Below are 18,101 nucleotides of genomic sequence, written 5' to 3'. Positions count from 1 at the left end.
TAGGAAAAGGGCGCCTATTATCGGGAAGCCGCTCCGGCCATACAAGCCGGATGCGGCGAATTGCCTGCCCTCGGCGACCTCGCGTCACATGCAGTATGGCTCTTTTCAGCGGCTGGTGAGGCGCCGCCACAGCTTGCGCAAACCCAGTGCCACAGGGAACAGCACAATCAGAAAGGGCAGGCTGTAGCCGATGAACTCGATCAGGTTGGCGGTGCCTTCGGCGAGGTTGTCCGTCAGGCGCGAGAAGGCGTCACCGATGCGGCCCAACGGCGAGCTTTCGTAGGGGCTGCTGAAGTTCAGGGTCAGCAGGTTGGTATCCAGGCGGCGTTGCTGTTGGGCAGCTTCCTGCGCCAGTGCCTGCAGTTGCACTTCCAGGGCGGCCTGCTCACGGGCCAGGGCCAGCAGGTCGGCGACGGTCAGACCATCGCGCTTCTCGAACTGCTGCAGGGTCTGTTGCTGGCGTAGCAGTTGCTCATTCTGGCGACGGTTGTCGGCAACGGCCAGGGCCAGGTCTTCGGCGCGGGTGGTGCGGCTGGTCAGCTCGCCACCCTCGCTGGCCAGTGCGGTGATGGCCTCGACACCATCCGGCGCGATACGCAGGGTCAGCTCGCCACGTGGTGCACGGCCGCTGCTCTGCTGCGCGGCGATCAGACTGCAGGCGCCGAAACGCTCCGCCAGGCAGGCTTCGCGGGTGGCTGCGATCCGCTCGCCGATCTGCTCTGCAGCCAGCTCGATGCCTACATGGTGTTCATAGGCCAGGTAGCTACCGGCCTTGTTGCGTTCACCCTGCAGGGCACCGCCGAGCGGTGTGCCTGATTGATCGGAGCAACCCGCCAGAATCAGCAGAAGGGGGACGACCATCCATGGTTTCATCATTGCCTCCTGGCGCTGGAGTTACTTGACGCGCTGGCCTGGCTTGGCGCCGCTATCCGGGCTGAGCAGGTAGATTTCCTCACCGCCGGGGCCGGCAGCCAGGACCATGCCTTCGCTGACGCCGAACTTCATCTTGCGCGGTGCCAGGTTGGCGACGTACAGGGTCAGGCGGCCTTCCAGCTTGCTCGGGTCCGGGTAGGCGGACTTGATGCCGGAGAACACATTGCGCTTTTCGTCGCCGATATCCAGCGACAGGCGCAGCAGCTTGTCGGCGCCTTGGACGAATTCGCATTTTTCGATCAGGGCGATGCGCAGGTCGACGGCAGCGAAGGCGTCGAAATTGATCTCGGCAGCCAGCGGGTCCTTGCTCAGTTCGCCATTGCCTTGTGGTTTGGGCGCTTCGGCGGCGAGGTCTTCCTTGGAGGCTTCGATCATGGCTTCGATTTTCGGTTGCTCGATGCGGGTCAGCAGCGGGTTGAACGGATTCAACTGGTGGTTGGCCAGCGGTAGCGCCAGGTCGGCCCAGGACTGAGGCTTCACATTGAGGAACGCTTCTGCCTCGGCGGCCAGCTTCGGCAGCACCGGCTTGAGCATGATCACCAGTTGGCGGAACAGGTTGATACCCAGCGCGCAGATCTGCTGTACCTCGGCTTGCTTGCCTTCGACCTTGTTCAGTGCCCAGGGCGCCTTGTCGGCGATCCAGGCGTTGGCGCGGTCGGCCAGCGCCATGATTTCGCGCATGGCGCGGGAGAAATCACGCGCCTCGTAGGCATCGGCGATACTCGGCGCGGCGGCCTGGAAGGCATCCCACAGCTCGGGTTCCGGGTTGGCGGCAACCAGCAGGCCGGCGTTGCCCTTGTGGATGAAGCCGGCGCAACGGCTGGCGATGTTGACCACCTTGCCGACCAGGTCCGAGTTGACCTTCTGCACGAAGTCCTCGAGGTTCAGATCGAGGTCGTCCACGCCACGGCTCAGCTTGGAGGCGTAGTAGTAGCGCAGGTATTCCGGGTTCAGGTGGTCCAGGTAGGTGCGCGCCTTGATGAAGGTACCGCGCGACTTGGACATTTTCTGGCCGTTGACCGTCAGGTAGCCGTGCACGTTGACCGCGGTGGGCTTACGGTAGCCGGCGCCTTCGAGCATGGCCGGCCAGAACAGAGCGTGGAAGTTGACGATGTCCTTGCCGATGAAGTGATACAACTCAGCGGTCGAGTCCTTGCCCCAGAACGCGTCGAAGTCCAGCTCCGGGCGTTTGCTGCAGAGGTTCTTGAAGCTGGCCATGTAGCCGATCGGCGCGTCCAGCCAGACGTAGAAGTACTTGCCCGGCTCGTCCGGAATCTCGAAGCCGAAGTAGGGGGCGTCGCGGGAGATGTCCCACTCCTGCAGGCCACCGTCGAGCCACTCGGCGATCTTGTTGGCCACCGCTTCCTGCAGCGCGCCGGAGCGCGTCCACTGCTTGAGCATGGCTTCGAAGTCCGGCAGCTTGAAGAAGAAGTGTTGCGACTCCTTGAGCACCGGTACCGCGCCGGAGATGGCCGAGCGTGGGTTCTTCAACTCGGTTGGCGAGTAAGTCGCGCCGCATTTCTCGCAGTTGTCGCCGTACTGGTCCTCGGTGCCGCATTTCGGGCAGGTGCCCTTGATGAATCGGTCGGCGAGGAACATGCCTTTCTCGGGGTCGAAATACTGGGTCACGGCGCGGGTGGCGATATGCCCCTTGTCGCGCAGCGCCAGGTAGATGGCCGCCGACAGCTCGCGGTTCTCGTCGGAGTGGGTCGAGTGGTAATTGTCGAAGTCCACACCGAAGTCGGCGAAGTCGGCCATGTGCTCGGCGCGTACACCATCGATCAACTGCTCGGGTGTGATGCCTTCCTTTTCTGCGCGCAGCATGATGGCCGAACCGTGTGCGTCGTCCGCGCACACATAGATGGCCTGGTTGCCACGCAGCTTCTGGTAGCGCACCCACATGTCGGTCTGCACGTACTCGAGCATGTGGCCGAGGTGGATCGAACCGTTGGCGTAGGGGAGGGCGCTGGTAACGAGAATCTTGCGGGCTTCGGTCATGGTGATCGGCTGCACTGGTAAAACGAGGGAAGTCGGCAACTATAAAGCAGCGGCAGGCTGCAAGCCACCTGCTGCAGGTAAGCATGCTCGATGTGCCGCGCATGGTGCGGTGCTGCTGCTATGATGCCGGCCTGTTTTTCCGCTGCCTTCTGGAGTTCATGCATGAGTGCCGTCACCCGCGAAGCGGTCGAAGCCTGTCTGCGTCAGTTCACCGACCCCCATCTCGATCAGGACCCGGTCAGCGCCGGTTGCCTGCGTGAGATCGACATCCAGGGCGCGCGTGTTTCCGTACGTCTGGAGCTGGGCTATGCCGCTGGTTTGTTCAAGAACGGTTGGGCGCAGATGCTGCAGATGGCACTGGAAAATCTCGATGGTGTCGACAGCGCGCGGGTGCAGGTCGACTGCGTGATCGATTCGCACCAGGGCCAGGCGCAGGTGCCGGCCCTGGCCGGTGTGAAGAACGTGATCGCCGTGGCGTCGGGCAAAGGCGGGGTGGGCAAGTCCACCACCGCTGCCAACCTGGCGTTGGCGCTGGCGCGTGAAGGCGCGCGGGTCGGCATTCTCGATGCCGATATCTACGGCCCCAGCCAGGGCATCATGTTCGGCATCGCCGAAGGCACGCGCCCGCAGGTCAAGGATCAGAAATGGTTCGTGCCGCTCGAAGCTCATGGCGTGCAGGTGATGTCCATGGCCTTTCTCACCGACGACAACACACCGATGGTCTGGCGTGGGCCGATGGTCAGCGGTGCGCTGCTGCAGTTGATCACGCAGACCGCCTGGAACGATCTCGATTACCTGGTGGTGGACATGCCGCCGGGCACCGGCGATATCCAGTTGACCCTGGCGCAGAAGGTGCCGGTGGCTGGCAGCGTGATCGTCACCACGCCGCAGGACCTGGCGCTGCTCGATGCCAAGAAAGGCGTGGAGATGTTCCGCAAGGTGCACATCCCGGTGTTGGGCGTGGTGGAAAACATGGCCGTGCACATCTGCTCCAACTGCGGCCATGCCGAACACCTGTTTGGCGAGGGCGGCGGTGAGAAGCTGGCTGCGCAATATGGCGTCGAGCTGCTGGCCTCGCTGCCGCTGTCGATGGCCATTCGCATGCAGGCCGATGACGGCAAACCGACCACGGTGGCCGACCCTGAAAGCCAGATCGCCATGATCTATCAGGACCTGGCGCGCAAGGTCGGAGCACGTATCGCCCTGGCGGGTAAACCGGCGATGCCGAGCATCGAGATCAGCGAGGATTAACAGCAGCCGCGCAGCGGCTTTCTGATGACCCTCTCCCATTTATGGGAGAGGGTGCCCGAAGGGCGGGAGAGGGCAATGCAGGCGACTCGGTTCTGGCTTGGCTTTCCAATTGCCCTGCGACGTGGGCATCCTGCGCAGCTCTACCACCCGACTTAGTTCAAGCGTCGGAGTATCGAATTTGTAGGAGCGGCGCCCCGCCGCGAATCAGAGCGGCGCACATTTGAAAAGCTTCGCCCCGGGGCGGGGCTCCTACGAAAAGCTGCTCTGGCAGCCTTTCCTGCTTTTGCAGGAGCGGCTTCAGCCGCGAATCGCGGATAAATCCGCTCCTACAGGGCGTGCAAACACCCATAAAAAAGCCCCGCACTAGGCGGGGCTCTTTTCAAGCAGGTCAGCTCAGGTTAGACAACCTGAACTTCCTCAGCTTGCATGCCTTTCTGACCACGGGTGGCCACGAAAGTCACTTGCTGGCCTTCTTTCAGGCTCTTGAAACCATCGCTCTGAATGGCTTTGAAGTGTACGAAGAGGTCGTCACCGGATTGCGGGGTGATGAAGCCGTAGCCTTTCTCATCGTTGAACCACTTAACGGTGCCAGTCTGACGATTGGACATGTGATGTCTCCTAACAAAAGTAATAGCAGCCCTGGAAAAGCCCAGGCCGGGACTGAGTGCAACGAGTACTAGGAGTCGGACGATGTTTGGATCGAGATCTAGGCATCAAGTAGCGATTCGCGGTGACACATGCAGCACAGTGGGGACACCATACGTGTTTTTATCGCCAAGTGCGAATAGTCGATGCACCTTTTTTGCAAATAATCTCCGGCGCTGGAGGCTGCGCTCTTTGAAGCGTGGCGCCTGCATCGGTAAGATGCGCTCACTTTTCTTGCAATAGCCCACTCAGGACACCTCGCCATGAGCATCAAATCGGACAAGTGGATTCGCCGCATGGCCCAGGAACACGGCATGATCGAGCCCTACGTCGAGCGCCAGATACGCGGTGCCGACGATAGCCGCGTCATCTCTTACGGTGTTTCCAGCTACGGCTACGACGTACGCTGCGCTGATGAATTCAAGGTGTTCACCAACATCCATTCGGCCATCGTCGACCCGAAGAATTTCGATGAGAAGAGCTTCGTCGACATCAAGAGCGACGTTTGCATCATTCCGCCTAACTCCTTTGCCCTGGCCCGTACCGTCGAATACTTCCGTATTCCGCGTGACGTGTTGACCATCTGCCTGGGCAAGAGCACCTATGCGCGTTGCGGCATCATCGTCAACGTCACGCCGCTGGAGCCGGAGTGGGAAGGCCACGTGACCTTGGAGTTCTCCAATACCACCAACCTGCCGGCGAAGATCTATGCCAACGAAGGTGTGGCGCAGATGCTGTTCCTGCAGTCCGACGAGGCCTGTGAGGTGTCCTATCGCGATCGCGGTGGCAAGTACCAGGGGCAGACCGGTGTAACCCTGCCCAAGGCCTGATCGAACCTCCTGATGCGAAGAAGCCGGGCATTGCCCGGCTTCTTCGTTTCTGCCCTCTGCGATCAAGGCACCAGCGGCAGCTCGCGCTTGTGGCGGGTGGCGTCGTAGGTGCGCACGATGGTGGCATAGGCCTCGACGCTGACGGTCTCACCATGCAGGAAGGCGTCGATCTCGGCATAGGTCACGCCATGGGCTTCCTCGTCCGGTTTGCCCGGGCGCAGTTCTTCCAGATCGGCAGTCGGCGTTTTCATCACCAGATGCTGAGGTGCGCCCAGATGTGCGGCGATGGCGCGTACCTGTTTCTTCACCAGGCCAGACAACGGGGCCAGGTCGCAGGCGCCATCACCGAATTTGGTGAAGAAGCCCATCACTGCCTCGGCGGCATGATCGGTGCCGATCACCAGGCCGTTGTTGGCGTTGGCGATGGCGAACTGGGCGACCATGCGAATGCGGGCCTTGACGTTGCCCAGTACGAAGTCGCGTCGGACATGGCTTAGTTGCTCCAGGTGGCTGACCTGCTGGGCCAGGCCGTGGACGCTATCAGCAATGTTGACTGTAGTGTTCTCGTCGGCACGGATGAATTGCAGTGAATCCTGTGCGTCATGCTCGTCATGCTGGGTGTTGTGCGGCAGACGCACGGCGATGAAGCGATAGGCGCTATCGCCGCTCTCGGCGCGTAATTCCTCGACCGCGAGCTGAGCCAGACGCCCGGCCGTGGTCGAGTCGACGCCACCGCTGATACCCAGCACAAGCACCTTGAGGCCGGAATTCTTCAGGGTGTTCTTGATAAAGGTCTTGCGCCGTTCGATCTCAGCGCTCAACGCAGCGTCGTCGGCGAACGGTGGCACGACGTCGAGGGCGGCGGCGATTTCGGCTTGGCGGTTGCTCATGTCTGGGTCCTCACTGGGTCACGCGAAAGACGTGTTTCAGGTAACTGACGAAATTCTCGTCGCGGCATTGGGTCTTGCCAGGCGTATCGGAAATCTTCGCCACCGGCTGACCATTGCAGGCGGTCATCTTGATCACGACGTTCATCGGAGTGACGCCAGGGATGTCGCAGGTCAGGTTGGTGCCGATGCCGAAGCTTACGTGGATTCGCCCGGAAAGTGCACGGTAGAGCTGCAGCGACTTGGGCAGGTCGAGTCCGTCGGAGAACACCAGGGTCTTGCTTTTGGGGTCGATGCCGAGTTTCTCGTAGTGGGCGATAGCTTTTTCCGCCCATACAAGTGGGTCGCCGGAGTCATGGCGCAGGCCGTCGAAGAGCTTGGCGAAGTACAGGTCGAAATCGGCCAGGAAGGCATCCATGGTGATGCAGTCGGTCAGGGCGATGCCAAGCAAACCACGGTATTCGCGCACCCAGCAGTCGAGTGCGGCGATCTGGCTGTCGATCAGCCGCGGGCCGAGTTGCTGGTGTGCCATCAACCATTCGTGGGCCATGGTACCAATGGGTTTGAGGTCGAACTCGCGGGCCAGGTGCACATTGCTGGTGCCGACGAAGCGCCCGGGGAAGTCGCGCTTGAGGATATGCACCGCCTGCTCCTGCACGCGGTAAGAGAAGCGCCGGCGAGTACCGAAATCAGCCAGCTGGAAGCCGGCCAGTTCGCTCGGCGAGGCTTCGGCCTTGAGCCAATCGAGCTTCTCGTACAGGCGCTCGGCGGCCTGTTCGAGCAGCACTTCGCGGTAACGATAGCGGTTGCGCACTTCGCTGACGATGGCCAGCAGCGGTACTTCGAAGAGGATCACGTGCAGCCAGGGACCGCGCAGGCGGATGTTCAACTGGCCGTCTTCGATGCTGGTGTGCACGTAGCGCAGGTTGAAGCGGAACAAACTCAGAAAGCGGATGAAGTCGGGCTTGATGAAGGGAATGCTGTCAAGAAAGGCGAGCTGGTCGACGCTTAGACTCAGCTCGCTGAGACGTTCGATCTGGTAGCGAATCTCGGCCAGGTAGGGCGTCAGATCCTCGCTGCTGCGGCAGCGGAACTCCCATTCCACTTCGGCGTTGGGGTAGTTGTGCAGCACCGCCTGCATCATGGTCAGCTTGTAGAAGTCGGTGTCCAGCAGGTTCTGCACGGTGCGCTCGGCGAAGATGCTCTCGCTCATCGCGGGTTCTCCTTGGCTATGACGCTGTCCAGCTGTTCCAGGCTGGCGGCAAGTGTGATGCCGTGCTCGCCCATGGCGATACAGGCAGTTTCGGCGGTTTCGCTGGCGATGGCTCGGCAGGCCGGTAGATACACGATTACCTCGAAGCCGGCGCGGCGCAGTTGCAGGGAGGTGGTCTTGACGCAGTAGTCCAGCGCCAGACCGCCAACCAATACAAGGTCGACGCCATTTTGCCGAAGAAATTCGATCACGCCCGTGCTGCGCTTCTCGGCCAGGTCGTGGTAGCAGGCGCCGTAAGGATGTAGGTCGGGCTCCACGCCCTTCCACACGAAGTAGTCATAGTCCAGTGGCGCAGGCAAGCCGTCGAGCAGTTCGAAGCCAGGTGTGCCGGGGACGCAATGGCTGACCCAGGTCAGATCGGCATTGGCCAGCGGCAGCGCTTGCAGCATCTGTGCGTGGTCCGGCACCACCCAGGCGGCTTGCGGGCTGTGGGCATCCTTACTGCCGACGCGCAACTGAGCGCGCTCTGCCAGTTGGTTGAGCTCGGGGACGATGAGGTCCCCCTCGGGAACTGGCAGCTCGTTGGGACAAAGTGGCGTGAAGCCTTTCTGGGCGTCGACGTCGAAGCTGGCGATCTTCATGGTGCGCCTCCTTACTGCGCTTGGGTGACTACATATTTCATCTGATGAAATATGTAGTCAAGCGTTTTTACCAATTCATACGTGAAAGAAGGCGAATTATTGGTCAAGATGAAATAAGTCCATGGCGGAGGTGAATGGAAGGATGAGTGCAGTGGAAGTGCTGGCCGGGGTGGATATCGTCGCCTTGCGTCTAAGCGAAGAGGGCAGATTGCAGGTGCTGCTGCTGCGTCGCCAGCGCGAGCCCTATATGGGGCAGTGGGCGCTACCAGGCGTGCTGGTCAATGGTCGTCGCGCCGATGCCAGCCTGGATGCCGCCGCCGCTCGTGCCCTGGCGGACAAGGCGCGTCTGCAACCGCAGTACCTGGAACAGGTGACCACGGTGGGCAACGGCGTGCGTGATCCGCGTGGCTGGTCGCTGAGCACCTGTTACCTGGCGCTGCTGGCGCCTGACGTCGTGCCGCAGGATGAGCATCTGCAGTTCGTCGAGCTGGCCGCCGTCACTTCCGCGCAGCAGGCATTGCCGTTCGATCATTCGCAATTGGTGCGTCTGGCGGCCGAGCGTCTGCGGGGCAAGTCGGTTTATAGCTCGCTGCCGCTGTATCTGCTGGCGCCGCGCTTTACCGTGACCGAAGCACTTGGGGCCTTCCAGGCCTGCCTGGGCGAGCCGGTACAGCACACCACCTTGCGCGGACGGCTGGAACGGATGAAGACCCAGGGCTGGATCAGCGAGACCGGCGAGAAGAACTACCCGAAGATGGGGCGGCCACAAAATCTTTTGGAGCATCGCCCGCTGGCGGCTGAAGTGTTCGTCTTCGACCGCAACCTGCTGGCCTAGCAACCTTCGTGTACCCGTAGCGACTCAGGGGAATACTGCGGGCAAAAAAATAGGCGCCAGAGGCGCCAGGGGAGCATTTCAATCGATGCATAGGTTCTGAACCTGCTCTGGCGAGAAAGTTCATTTCGTGATGTAGAAATGCCATCTTTTTTGCAGGCAAAAGAAAAGGCGCCAGAGGCGCCTTAAAACGATGATCTATGGAGTAAGTCGATTACTCAGAGTCGGGGGCCGCAGAAATGGTTCAGAGCACCCCGACGAACGGTCGTCATTTGGCCGGCATCAGCAGCAGGCGCTGGTTGCCATAGACCTTGTCCAGGTTTTCCGACTTGAACGGAAAGCTCATGTAGCCGCCCTTGAGCCATGAGTCGATGCCGTCGGCATAGTGCGGGCTGGCCGGGTTGCCGGACTGGCCTGAGCTATTGACGCCGACCAACGGCTCGTCGGCGGCGAAATCCACCACGATGCGCATCGCCGGGACCAGGAAGGTATTGAAATCCTGGCCCCAGGCGTAGGCCGAAACGTTCAGCGTGCTGTGGTCACCGCCGGCCGGATAGGGGCCGCGATCCAGATAACCTTTCAAGGCATTGATGCTGGTGCGCTGGCTGGCGCTCATGTAGGGCGCCATGCGCGTGGTATCGGTCACCCACTCGTAGGTGTGCAGCTTGCCCCATTGCCAGTTGCGCCGCTCCGTGCCGAGGCGGTTCTCCAGCAGGGTGATGCTGGCGGCCAGGCTGCGGGCAAGGATAGTCGGCTTGTCTTCCTGTTCGGGCGTGCGGATGTCGTTCCAGAACGGGCTGTCGGGGCGGCCGAGCAGATGGTCGGCCTGCGCCGAGTAGGAGGTGTTGGCGGTTTGCACCAATGCCTGCCAGGCCGGGCTGTCTTCCGGGCCCAGTTCGTCGAGGAAGATATGTCGCGCACTCTCATGCAGGAAGGCGGCGTAGATGGCGGCATCAGCAGAGCTGGCAGCGAGCTTGCCGTCGAACGCCAGCAGGCGTTTCAGCGCTTCGTCGGCACGTGCGCGTTGCCCAGCCGGCAGGGCGGCGATGGCCTGGCGCAACGAGTCGTGCATGGCCGGGTCGTTGAACATGGCCTGCAATTTGGCGACGAAGGGCGAGGTCTGGTCGTACTGCATGGCGATCATGCTGCGGCCATCGTGACGACCATTGCCGGCCAGCTCGGCAATGCGCTCGGCGCGCTCCGGGTAGTACCAGGAGCTGGACAGTTGCATGCCGTAGCCGGGCGGCACGCTGCGCTCATTGGCGGTACCCAGCCAACCTTGCGGCGGGTCCTGATCGTAGGGGTGGAGCATCGGGTCAGCGAAGCCATCCCAGGCGTAGCGCTCGTCCCAGCCAGGGGAGGGCAGCAGGCCGCGACCTTCGCGGCGGTTCGGGTAGCGGCCGGTGACCTGCCAGCCAATGTGCTGGGCGTCGGCGAAGACGATGTTCAGCGGCATGGCGCGGATTTCCCGCGTCGCTTCGAAGGCCTGGTCCACCGACTGCGCGCGCGACAGGTCGAAGAAGGCGTCGAGGCTCTGGTCACGTTCGAACTGCGTGGTTTTCAGCGCCAGGCCGTAACCGCTCTGCAGAGCCAGGGGCTGCAGCATATGCTTGCGTTCGCCCAGCACCGAGTTGAGTAGCGGACCGTTACGGGTCTCGTAAAGCGTTTCGCGAATCGGGCGTTGGCCCTTGATGAAGAAGGTCTCCTGGCGTTCGGCGACCGGCAGCCATTTGCCGTCGGCCTGGTACATCAGGCGGCTGCCTTCGCGTTTGATGCGCTCCAGATAAATGTCCTGGTTGTCACCCATGACCATAGTCATGCCCCAGGCCAGCTTGCCGTTGTAGCCGGCTACTACTGCCGGTACGCCCGCCAGGGAGATGCCCGCGGCCTGGTATTTGGGCGAGCGGATCTGCACGAAGCTCCATAGCGAGGGCATGCTCAGCGGCAGGTGTGTGTCATTGGCCAGCAGGCTCTTGCCGCCACGGCTGCGCTGCGGGGCGATGGCCCAGTTGTTCGAGGCGGCGACGCCGAGCATGTGCTGTTCGGCGATCTGCGCCGCGGTGCGGGAAATCGCCTGCAGGCCCGGTAGCTGGCCCTTGAGGTCGAGACCGGCGAGTTTTTCTGCTTCGGCGAAGGGCAGCGGCTCGTCTGGGTAGATCGGCAGCAGCCAGGGCAGCTTGTCGGTGCCCACGCGCTGGGCCATGGTCAGCGCGGCGATCTCTTCCTGCATGTTCACCGCCAGACCGAAGTTGAGCAGGCAGAACAACAGCACCGAGTCCTCGGGCTTCCAGTACTCGCGACGGTAGCCGGATTCGGCCAGATCCATCGGCAGGCGATCGCGATAGCGGAACAGGTAGGCGTTGACGCCGCGCGAATAGACTTCGAAGAAACGCTTCAAGCGTGGCGAGGCGTCGGCGTAGAGAATTTCCGCACTCTTTTTCAGGTTGACCGCGCGCATGAACCGGTCCATTTCCAGCACGCCGGGCCCTGCCATTTCGGCCAGGCGGCCCTGAGCCAGCAGGCGCATGCCGACCATCTGGCTGAGACGATCACCTGCATGCACGTAGCCCAGGGTAAACAGGGCGTCGTGGAAATTGCTCGATTCGATCAGTGGCATGCCGAGAGCATTGCGTCGCACCGATGCACTTTCTGCCACGCCCTGAATGCGCTCGACGCCGCGGGTGGGTGGCACGCTGTCGGCATAACGGCTGTTGAGCAGGGACTGGCAGCCGGCAAGGCTGGTCAGTGAGGCGGCGAGAGTCAGGCAGGCCAGCGTGCGCATGGCGAATTTCCTTGGTGTGCGGACGGTCGAGGCCAGTCACGCAGGGACCGGCCACAAAGGCGCCAAGGTAATGAGGCTGGGGCCTCTCTGGCAAGAGGCCTGAGAACTGTTGAAAGTCTGCTGTGTGCTGGCAATGCTGCGCTGAAAGTGCTCTCAGACGCTCGCCTGAGGCCTCTTCAACCCTTCATCCAGCAGCCAGCGTGCAGCGACACGCGCGGCGGCCTTGTGTTGTAGTTCCAGCTCGGTGAAGCGTTTCTCGAAGCGGCGCCGTTCGGCCTTGTCCAGCGCTTTCCAGCCCGCGTGCGTGGGGACCTCGGCGGTAGCCTCGAAGAGCAGATGGAACACCTGGCAACGGCTGTCATTGCTCAAGGCACTGTCATAGTTGTCGAGCAGCACCTTGATGCGGATGGCTCCTTCGATCAGCGGCAACTGCTCGTCGAGCAGGCTGCTGGCGAGAATGTTCAGATCGCCGCCGATACGTTGTTGGCGTTCTTGCTGTGCTTCGTCGCGCGCGCGCTGGTTTGCCCATACGCGGCGCCACAGGTGCCAGGCATAGGCGGCCAGCGCCGCGATCAGCAGCAGGCCGGTCAGGAGTAGTGTGAGGCTCAGAGCATCCATGCGCGGTTCAGGCGCCGTGGCACTTCTTGAATTTCTTCTCGCTGCCGCACGGGCAAGGATCGTTACGGCCGACATCCTTCAACGCGTTGCGCACGGGCTCCTGATGGCCGTGGTTGCAGTGCGGGCCGTGCACATGGTCGTGATCGTGATGATCGTGGTCATGGTTGCAGTCAGGGCCGTGGACGTGGGGTTGGTTGCTCATGGTGTTACTCATGCAGGTTATTCGGGGATGAAATCGCCGGGAATTATCTCTCCATTACGCGCCATGTGCACGCTGCGGCCGAATAACATACCGGTTTTTACCTGGCCCTTGAGGCTATAGCGAATTGGCTCGTTCGGTTTTTCCAGCGCTTTGACGATCTGTCGCACATGACGCCAGAGGTTGGTGCGCACCGGTACTTCGAAAGTGTGACGACCGTGAGCGGGCACGGTGAACCACTCGTTGGAGTAGCCCTCGGCCAGTTGGATGCCGTTTAGATGGACGTTGTAGTCCAGCCCACGCACCGGCAGGCTGACGCCGTTGGGATTGTCGATTCGAAAGCGCAGGCGGAACTCCTGTTCGAGCAGCCTGGCCTTGACCACATCAACTTTGATGAGTTGGACGTCCGGGTCCTTGAAGCCACCTGTCATCCAGGTGGAGCATCCTGTCAGGCCTGAAAGCAGGCCAAAAAACATCAATAGGATGATAATTCTTATCATTTGCGCCTGAGAAAGCATTTCATACCCCCGTTGCGGCTCAGTGTAACAAGCAAGCGCTTGGCTGCAACGGGTAAGCACTCATTATTTTCAATGAGTTAGTCGGGTGGTCTGGTGCTGTCGAGGTTCGGGAGAGCATGAATGAGAAGCCTGCAGTGTCGGGGCAAAGGAACCTGCGCCATACTGAGCGGCGAATAGGACAGGAGTGTGACCATGAGTCGCTACGAGATCGCCTTCTCCGGGCAACTAGTGCCGGGCGCCCAGCCCGAGCTGGTCAAAGCCAATATGGCCAAGTTGTTCCAGGCCGATGCTCAGCGCATTGCCCAGTTGTTCTCTGGGCGTCGCATCGTGATCAAGAACAACCTCGATGCCGCTGCCGCGGAAAAATACCGTGCGACCCTGGAGCGGGCCGGCGCTCGGGTCGAGGTCGTCGATATGGATGTGGTGATCGAGGAGATCGAGCTGGCTCCTCCACCGCCCGTACAGTCGGAACCTGCGCCGGTAGTCATCCCCGCTGCGACAAGGCCGGGTCGCCTGCAGGTCGCTCCACGAGATGAGTACATGGCCGCGTTCAGTGATGTTGATGCCCCGGATTTCGATATCGCTCCGGTGGGCAGCAATCTGCAAGACGCCAGACCCGACGCTGCAGCACCACAGGTCGATCTTTCGCAGTTCAGTCTGGCCCCCGTCGGTAGCGATATGGGGCAAGCCAAGCCTGCAGCTGCCGCTCCTGCGCCGGATACTTCGCACCTGAAACTGCAGGATTGATTGTCCTGCAGGCAATCAAGCGCCGTGAGCTGCCCAGGCAACCACGGCGTTTTTGCGCTCAGGGCTGCTAGCCCGCCTTGCACTTGGCTGCGGCCTCTTCAGTTTGAGGTTACGCACGCTGGTGAAGAACGGCTCGCAGGTTTGCAGTTTCTCCGTCACCTGCCATTTCTCTGTGCAGGTATTGAGCGTTTGCAGCGGATCAACTGCCGGTTGCCGGCCCATGTTGGCCTGCCAGCAGGCGGCGCTCAGATCCTGCCCCATGACCTTGATCCCTGCTGCGTTGGCGGCGGCCTCGCTGCCCTTGTTGTTGGCAGGATCGGCCGCATACCAGATATAGCTTGGATGATTGGCGCCGAGCACGGGGACCTGCTGTCCAGGCCTCGCCTCTATCTGGCCGAGGCCCAGCACCGGCAGATTCACTCCGTATTGCTGAGTGATCCAACTGCGCACCGGCGCACCAAAGGCGACCATCGGCAGACTGGTATTTCCCGGGCCGACGCTGAGCTCGCTGACCATGCGCCGTTGATAGCTGGTGAAGTAGCCATAGACGCCTTCCAGAACACTGCCAGCACTGGCTGGGGCGGCAATCGGAGCGAAGTCGACGATGGTCTGATAAGCGGGTGTGTGTTCTGGTTGTACACCATTGAAACCGAACAGAGAGGCCCAGCGGTCTGTGGTGCTCGAACGCAGGTAATCCTGAGCCTGGGTCAGTGAGTAGTCCGGCGGGAAGTGCAGCAACTCGACGCTCTTGCGGTTCTCCAGGGCCATGCCCAGGGGCAGGAAGAAGTACCAGTTGTACTGCCATTTACCGTCACGATTCAGCTGGCTGGCGCCCTGATAGGCCAGGTCACCGGTATCGAGCAATTGCAGCAGCGGCTTGCCGTAGTCCGTTGGCGCGCCGTCGAAGATGGCATGAATGCGCTCCCCGTTGCGTGTTACGCGCACGTTGGCCTGGGGGTAACCATCGCGCGTCAGGCTCTGTTGCAGGTAGTGTTCAACCGTCTGTTCCTGCGTCCAGTCGCGGTAGCAATCACGCTGCAGTTGTTCGGGTAGGCGAACAGGCGACTGACGCGCTGGCTGTCACCCAGATCCAGCGTTTCCCCTTGCAGCCCGCCGGGCTGGTTGGCGCAGCCTGCTAGCAGGCCGGCCAGGATAAGAGCGATACGACTTTTCTTGTGCATGGCTTTCTCCTTGTTGAGTGTCCTCGCGGGGCGTTTCAACTGAAGCAGAAAGCAGGATTAACTGTTGCCGCTGACCGAAAACTGACCCAGTAGAGGCTGTTCTGCCGACTGAAAACTGACCCAGGTGTTCAACTGCTTCTGCTCAATTTTTGAGCAGGAGAACACAGGGTGATCAGTATGGAAATGATGGGCAAAATTCGGCGGATGTATTTCCGCGACAAGCTGTCGCTGCATGAGATAGCCAAGCGCACCGGGTTGGCGCGCAACACGATTCGCAAGTGGGTCAGAGCACCTGAGGCCAAGCAGCCGGTGTACCAACGCCGCGCGATCTTTAACAAACTCAGCCCTTTTCACGCCACGCTAGAGCAGGCGCTAAAAGCCGATTCGCTGCGCCCCAAGCAACAGCGGCGCAGTGCCAAGGCGCTGTTGGCGCAAATCAAAGCCGAAGGTTATGACGGTGGCTACAGCCAGCTCACCGCGTTTATCCGTGCCTGGCGAGGGGGACAGGGCAAGGCGTCGCAGGCCTTTGTGCCGCTGACCTTTGCTCTTGGCGAGGCGTTTCAGTTTGACTGGAGCGAGGAAGGCTTGCTGGTCGGCGGCATTTACCGGCGTATGCAGGTGGCACATCTGAAGCTGTGTGCCAGCCGTGCGTTCTGGCTTGTGGCGTATCCGAGCCAGGGCCATGAGATGTTATTTGACGCCCATACACGCTCGTTCGGCGCCTTGGGCGGCGTGCCGCGCCGGGGCATCTACGACAACATGAAGACCGCCGTCGACAAGGTCAATAAGGGCAAAGGCCGGGCGGTGAATGCACGCTTTGCGGTGATGTGCGCGCATTACCTGTTCGATCCGGACTTCTGCAACGTCGCCGCTGGTTGGGAAAAGGGCATCGTTGAAAAGAACGTGCAAGACAGCCGTAGGCGCATCTGGCTAGACGCCCAGGACTGCCAGTTTCACTCCTTCGAGGAACTCAATGCCTGGCTGGGCCAGCGCTGCCGCGCGCTTTGGAACGAGCTGACGCACCCTCAATACAGCGGGCTGAGTGTAGCCGAAGTGCTGGAGTTGGAGCGCGCTGAACTGATGCCTGTGCCAGCGCCATTCGACGGTTACGTCGAGCGGCCTGCGCGGGTCTCCAGCACCTGCCTGGTCAGCGTCGGGCGCAACCGCTACTCGGTGCCATGTGAGTACGCGGGTAAGTGGGTCAGCAGCCGTTTGTATCCGACGCGAATCGAGGTGGTGGCTGACGACGCGCTGATCGCCAGCCATGTCCGCTTGCTGGATCGCGACCAGGTCAGCTATGACTGGCAGCACTACCTCCCGCTGATCGAACGCAAGCCCGGTGCGCTGGCTGCGCAACGGCGCGCCCTTTGCTGATCTGCCAGCGCCGCTGCGTCAGCTTAAGCACGGTCTGGGGCGTCATGCCGGCGGTGACCGGATCATGGCGCAAGTCCTGGCTGCCGTACCGGTCGCCGGACTCGATGCCGTGCTGGTAGCCGTTGAGCTGGTACTGGAGAGCGGCAGCCTGAGCGCCGAACACATCCTCAATGTCGTGGCACGGCTGACAGCATCCGAACCACCACCCAGCGTCGAAACCCACTTGTCGCTCAAGGAAGCCCCCGTCGCTAACACGGCGCGCTACGACCGCCTGCGTGGCCAGGCCGAGGGGGTCGGTCATGCGTGATTTGATGGCGGAACTCAAGGAGCTGCGCCTGCACGGCATGGCCACGGCCTGGGCGGAGTTAACTGCACAGGGTGAGTCGAACACAGCCTCGTCCAAGTGGCTGCTCGAACACCTGCTGGAACAAGAGCACACAGATCGCGCCATGCGCTCGGTGAGCCACCAGATGAACATGGCCAAGCTGCCGATGCACCGCGATCTGGCCGGCTTCGACTTCAGCGCCTCCAGCGCCGACGCTCGCTTGATCAGCGAGCTGGCCAACCTGAGCTTTACCGACACCGCGCAGAACGTGGTGCTGATCGGTGGCCCAGGCACCGGCAAAACCCACCTAGCCACCGCGCTGGCCGTGTCCGGCATCACCCGGCACGGTAAGCGCGTGCGCTTCTACTCCACGGTCGATCTGGTCAATCTGCTGGAGCGCGAAAAACACGACGGCAAAGCCGGGCGGATCGCCCAGGCACTGCTGCGCATGGATCTGGTCATCCTCGACGAACTGGGTTATCTGCCGTTCAGCCAGGCTGGCGGTGCGTTGCTGTTTCACCTGCTGTCCAAGCTGTACGAACACACCAGCGTGGTGATCACCACCAACCTGAGCTTCGCCGAATGGTCGAGCGTGTTCGGCGACGCCAAGATGACCACCGCCCTGCTGGATCGGCTGACCCACCACTGCCACATCGTCGAAACCGGTAACGAGTCCTATCGCCTGCAACACAGTAGCTTGGCGGCCCAGGCCAAGATCAAATCACGGGAGCGAAAGCGTAAGGGCGGCCAGGAACCGGAGGACGATGAGTCGTTCTGATTTCATGGTGACGACGGCCTGCTGCATGGCTGCATGTGGCAGGTCTTCAACAGCTGAACTGGGACAGCGAGGGAGTGGGTTCAAAAGCAGCTGCGCTGGTAGACTTATCCACAGTTGCTGGTAACAAAATCAGCAATCCGCCCTGGGTCAAATTTCAATCGGCAGGGTGGGTCAATTTTCCATCAGCGCCAACACTCATGGTTTTACGGGGTGTTTTCTGGGCCTTCCTGGGCCGCGTCTAATGTGCGGCTTGTACTCGCCACGTAGGGCAATCCCTGAAGCCGCAAATAGCTGGTCTACGTAGAGAGCTGGTTCGCAGTCGTCGCTAGGATCGTCAGCGGCTAGGCGT

The 18,101-nt window shown here is 61.4% G+C and carries 15 protein-coding genes and 2 pseudogenes; 6 read left to right on the top strand and 11 right to left on the bottom strand.

Translation table 11 applies throughout. The features are described from left to right. Nucleotides 1-105: 105 nt before the first annotated feature. The gene (locus tag AAEQ75_RS01205) at nucleotides 106-873 is read right to left on the bottom strand and encodes a DUF4349 domain-containing protein (protein WP_343350646.1); all 768 of its coding nucleotides are present in this window, start codon (nucleotides 871-873) and stop codon (nucleotides 106-108) included. A gap of 21 nt (nucleotides 874-894) precedes the next feature. After that, nucleotides 895-2,931, bottom strand: a complete 2,037-nt coding sequence (gene metG, locus AAEQ75_RS01200) for a methionine--tRNA ligase (protein WP_343350645.1) — start codon at nucleotides 2,929-2,931, stop codon at nucleotides 895-897. A gap of 162 nt (nucleotides 2,932-3,093) precedes the next feature. On the opposite strand from metG, the gene apbC reads away from it, so the two are divergent. Then, nucleotides 3,094-4,182: an iron-sulfur cluster carrier protein ApbC gene (apbC, locus tag AAEQ75_RS01195; RefSeq protein ID WP_343350644.1), complete on the top strand. Its 1,089-nt coding sequence runs from the start codon at nucleotides 3,094-3,096 to the stop codon at nucleotides 4,180-4,182. 398 nt (nucleotides 4,183-4,580) lie between these two features. Here the strand turns inward: apbC and AAEQ75_RS01190 are convergent, their stop codons facing one another. Then, on the bottom strand, nucleotides 4,581-4,790 hold the full coding sequence (locus AAEQ75_RS01190; RefSeq protein WP_004423761.1) for a cold-shock protein: 210 nt from the start codon (nucleotides 4,788-4,790) through the stop codon (nucleotides 4,581-4,583). A 300-nt stretch (nucleotides 4,791-5,090) separates the two neighbouring features. Here AAEQ75_RS01190 and dcd point away from each other — a divergent pair, with 300 nt between their 5' ends. Next, nucleotides 5,091-5,657 (top strand): dCTP deaminase, encoded by a 567-nt coding sequence (gene dcd / locus AAEQ75_RS01185; RefSeq protein ID WP_343350642.1) that lies wholly within the window; start codon nucleotides 5,091-5,093, stop codon nucleotides 5,655-5,657. Nucleotides 5,658-5,719: 62 nt separating this feature from the next. Here dcd and nadE read toward each other — a convergent pair whose 3' ends face one another. Genes nadE through AAEQ75_RS01170 form a run of 3 tightly spaced genes read right to left on the bottom strand, consistent with a single transcriptional unit; the run spans nucleotide 5,720 to nucleotide 8,398 of the window. Next, entirely contained in the window at nucleotides 5,720-6,547 is an 828-nt protein-coding gene (gene nadE, locus AAEQ75_RS01180) for an ammonia-dependent NAD(+) synthetase (RefSeq protein WP_343350641.1), read from the bottom strand. A 10-nt stretch (nucleotides 6,548-6,557) separates the two neighbouring features. After that, nucleotides 6,558-7,757 carry a nicotinate phosphoribosyltransferase gene (gene pncB / locus AAEQ75_RS01175; RefSeq protein WP_256834926.1) on the bottom strand — a complete coding sequence of 400 codons (1,200 nt, stop codon included), beginning with the start codon at nucleotides 7,755-7,757 and terminating at the stop codon, nucleotides 6,558-6,560. After that, nucleotides 7,754-8,398 (bottom strand): nicotinamidase, encoded by a 645-nt coding sequence (locus tag AAEQ75_RS01170; protein WP_343350640.1) that lies wholly within the window; start codon nucleotides 8,396-8,398, stop codon nucleotides 7,754-7,756. The genes pncB and AAEQ75_RS01170 overlap by 4 nt, the downstream gene beginning before the upstream one ends. Before the next feature lie 142 nt (nucleotides 8,399-8,540). On the opposite strand from AAEQ75_RS01170, the gene AAEQ75_RS01165 reads away from it, so the two are divergent. After that, nucleotides 8,541-9,233: an NUDIX domain-containing protein gene (locus tag AAEQ75_RS01165; RefSeq protein ID WP_343350639.1), complete on the top strand. Its 693-nt coding sequence runs from the start codon at nucleotides 8,541-8,543 to the stop codon at nucleotides 9,231-9,233. Nucleotides 9,234-9,498: 265 nt separating this feature from the next. Here AAEQ75_RS01165 and AAEQ75_RS01160 read toward each other — a convergent pair whose 3' ends face one another. From AAEQ75_RS01160 to AAEQ75_RS01145, 4 genes are all read right to left on the bottom strand, one after another. Next, entirely contained in the window at nucleotides 9,499-12,012 is a 2,514-nt protein-coding gene (locus AAEQ75_RS01160) for a penicillin acylase family protein (RefSeq protein ID WP_343350638.1), read from the bottom strand. A 153-nt stretch (nucleotides 12,013-12,165) separates the two neighbouring features. Beyond that, a complete protein-coding gene (locus AAEQ75_RS01155) occupies nucleotides 12,166-12,630 on the bottom strand; it encodes a DUF2489 domain-containing protein (RefSeq protein WP_343350637.1) in 465 nt (154 codons plus the stop codon). Nucleotides 12,631-12,637: 7 nt separating this feature from the next. Continuing rightward, nucleotides 12,638-12,832 carry an SEC-C metal-binding domain-containing protein gene (locus AAEQ75_RS01150; RefSeq protein WP_039964455.1) on the bottom strand — a complete coding sequence of 65 codons (195 nt, stop codon included), beginning with the start codon at nucleotides 12,830-12,832 and terminating at the stop codon, nucleotides 12,638-12,640. A gap of 17 nt (nucleotides 12,833-12,849) precedes the next feature. Next, nucleotides 12,850-13,347 carry an LEA type 2 family protein gene (locus AAEQ75_RS01145; protein ID WP_343350636.1) on the bottom strand — a complete coding sequence of 166 codons (498 nt, stop codon included), beginning with the start codon at nucleotides 13,345-13,347 and terminating at the stop codon, nucleotides 12,850-12,852. Between the two features lie 192 nt (nucleotides 13,348-13,539). On the opposite strand from AAEQ75_RS01145, the gene AAEQ75_RS01140 reads away from it, so the two are divergent. Then, nucleotides 13,540-14,094 carry a hypothetical protein gene (locus AAEQ75_RS01140; protein ID WP_343350635.1) on the top strand — a complete coding sequence of 185 codons (555 nt, stop codon included), beginning with the start codon at nucleotides 13,540-13,542 and terminating at the stop codon, nucleotides 14,092-14,094. A 67-nt stretch (nucleotides 14,095-14,161) separates the two neighbouring features. Here AAEQ75_RS01140 and AAEQ75_RS01135 read toward each other — a convergent pair. Then, nucleotides 14,162-15,275, bottom strand: a pseudogene (locus AAEQ75_RS01135) (hypothetical protein). A gap of 177 nt (nucleotides 15,276-15,452) precedes the next feature. Between AAEQ75_RS01135 and istA the strand changes: the two are divergent. Both istA and istB read left to right on the top strand, forming a co-directional pair. Then, nucleotides 15,453-16,956: pseudogene (gene istA, locus AAEQ75_RS01130) on the top strand (IS21-like element ISPst3 family transposase). Next, on the top strand, nucleotides 16,949-17,752 hold the full coding sequence (gene istB / locus AAEQ75_RS01125) for an IS21-like element ISPst3 family helper ATPase IstB (protein ID WP_013983152.1): 804 nt from the start codon (nucleotides 16,949-16,951) through the stop codon (nucleotides 17,750-17,752). Before istA ends, istB begins: the two are co-directional and overlap by 8 nt. Nucleotides 17,753-18,101: the final 349 nt, after the last annotated feature.

The sequence above is a fragment of the Pseudomonas sediminis genome (genome assembly GCF_039555755.1).
Classification (GTDB): domain Bacteria; phylum Pseudomonadota; class Gammaproteobacteria; order Pseudomonadales; family Pseudomonadaceae; genus Aquipseudomonas; species Aquipseudomonas mendocina_D.
The sequence above is the reverse complement of the archived record's forward strand: the minus strand, read 5'-3'. Positions and strand labels throughout refer to the sequence as shown.

What these genes read in the sequence shown, in the direction of transcription:
- AAEQ75_RS01205 (WP_343350646.1), bottom strand. Translation starts at nt 873, where the DNA reads ATGAAACCATGGATGGTCGTCCCCCTTCTGCTGATTCTGGCGGGTTGC.
- metG (WP_343350645.1), bottom strand. Translation starts at nt 2,931, where the DNA reads ATGACCGAAGCCCGCAAGATTCTCGTTACCAGCGCCCTCCCCTACGCC.
- apbC (WP_343350644.1), top strand. Translation starts at nt 3,094, where the DNA reads ATGAGTGCCGTCACCCGCGAAGCGGTCGAAGCCTGTCTGCGTCAGTTC.
- AAEQ75_RS01190 (WP_004423761.1), bottom strand. Translation starts at nt 4,790, where the DNA reads ATGTCCAATCGTCAGACTGGCACCGTTAAGTGGTTCAACGATGAGAAA.
- dcd (WP_343350642.1), top strand. Translation starts at nt 5,091, where the DNA reads ATGAGCATCAAATCGGACAAGTGGATTCGCCGCATGGCCCAGGAACAC.
- nadE (WP_343350641.1), bottom strand. Translation starts at nt 6,547, where the DNA reads ATGAGCAACCGCCAAGCCGAAATCGCCGCCGCCCTCGACGTCGTGCCA.
- pncB (WP_256834926.1), bottom strand. Translation starts at nt 7,757, where the DNA reads ATGAGCGAGAGCATCTTCGCCGAGCGCACCGTGCAGAACCTGCTGGAC.
- AAEQ75_RS01170 (WP_343350640.1), bottom strand. Translation starts at nt 8,398, where the DNA reads ATGAAGATCGCCAGCTTCGACGTCGACGCCCAGAAAGGCTTCACGCCA.
- AAEQ75_RS01165 (WP_343350639.1), top strand. Translation starts at nt 8,541, where the DNA reads ATGAGTGCAGTGGAAGTGCTGGCCGGGGTGGATATCGTCGCCTTGCGT.
- AAEQ75_RS01160 (WP_343350638.1), bottom strand. Translation starts at nt 12,012, where the DNA reads ATGCGCACGCTGGCCTGCCTGACTCTCGCCGCCTCACTGACCAGCCTT.
- AAEQ75_RS01155 (WP_343350637.1), bottom strand. Translation starts at nt 12,630, where the DNA reads ATGGATGCTCTGAGCCTCACACTACTCCTGACCGGCCTGCTGCTGATC.
- AAEQ75_RS01150 (WP_039964455.1), bottom strand. Translation starts at nt 12,832, where the DNA reads ATGAGCAACCAACCCCACGTCCACGGCCCTGACTGCAACCATGACCAC.
- AAEQ75_RS01145 (WP_343350636.1), bottom strand. Translation starts at nt 13,347, where the DNA reads ATGCTTTCTCAGGCGCAAATGATAAGAATTATCATCCTATTGATGTTT.
- AAEQ75_RS01140 (WP_343350635.1), top strand. Translation starts at nt 13,540, where the DNA reads ATGAGTCGCTACGAGATCGCCTTCTCCGGGCAACTAGTGCCGGGCGCC.
- istB (WP_013983152.1), top strand. Translation starts at nt 16,949, where the DNA reads ATGCGTGATTTGATGGCGGAACTCAAGGAGCTGCGCCTGCACGGCATG.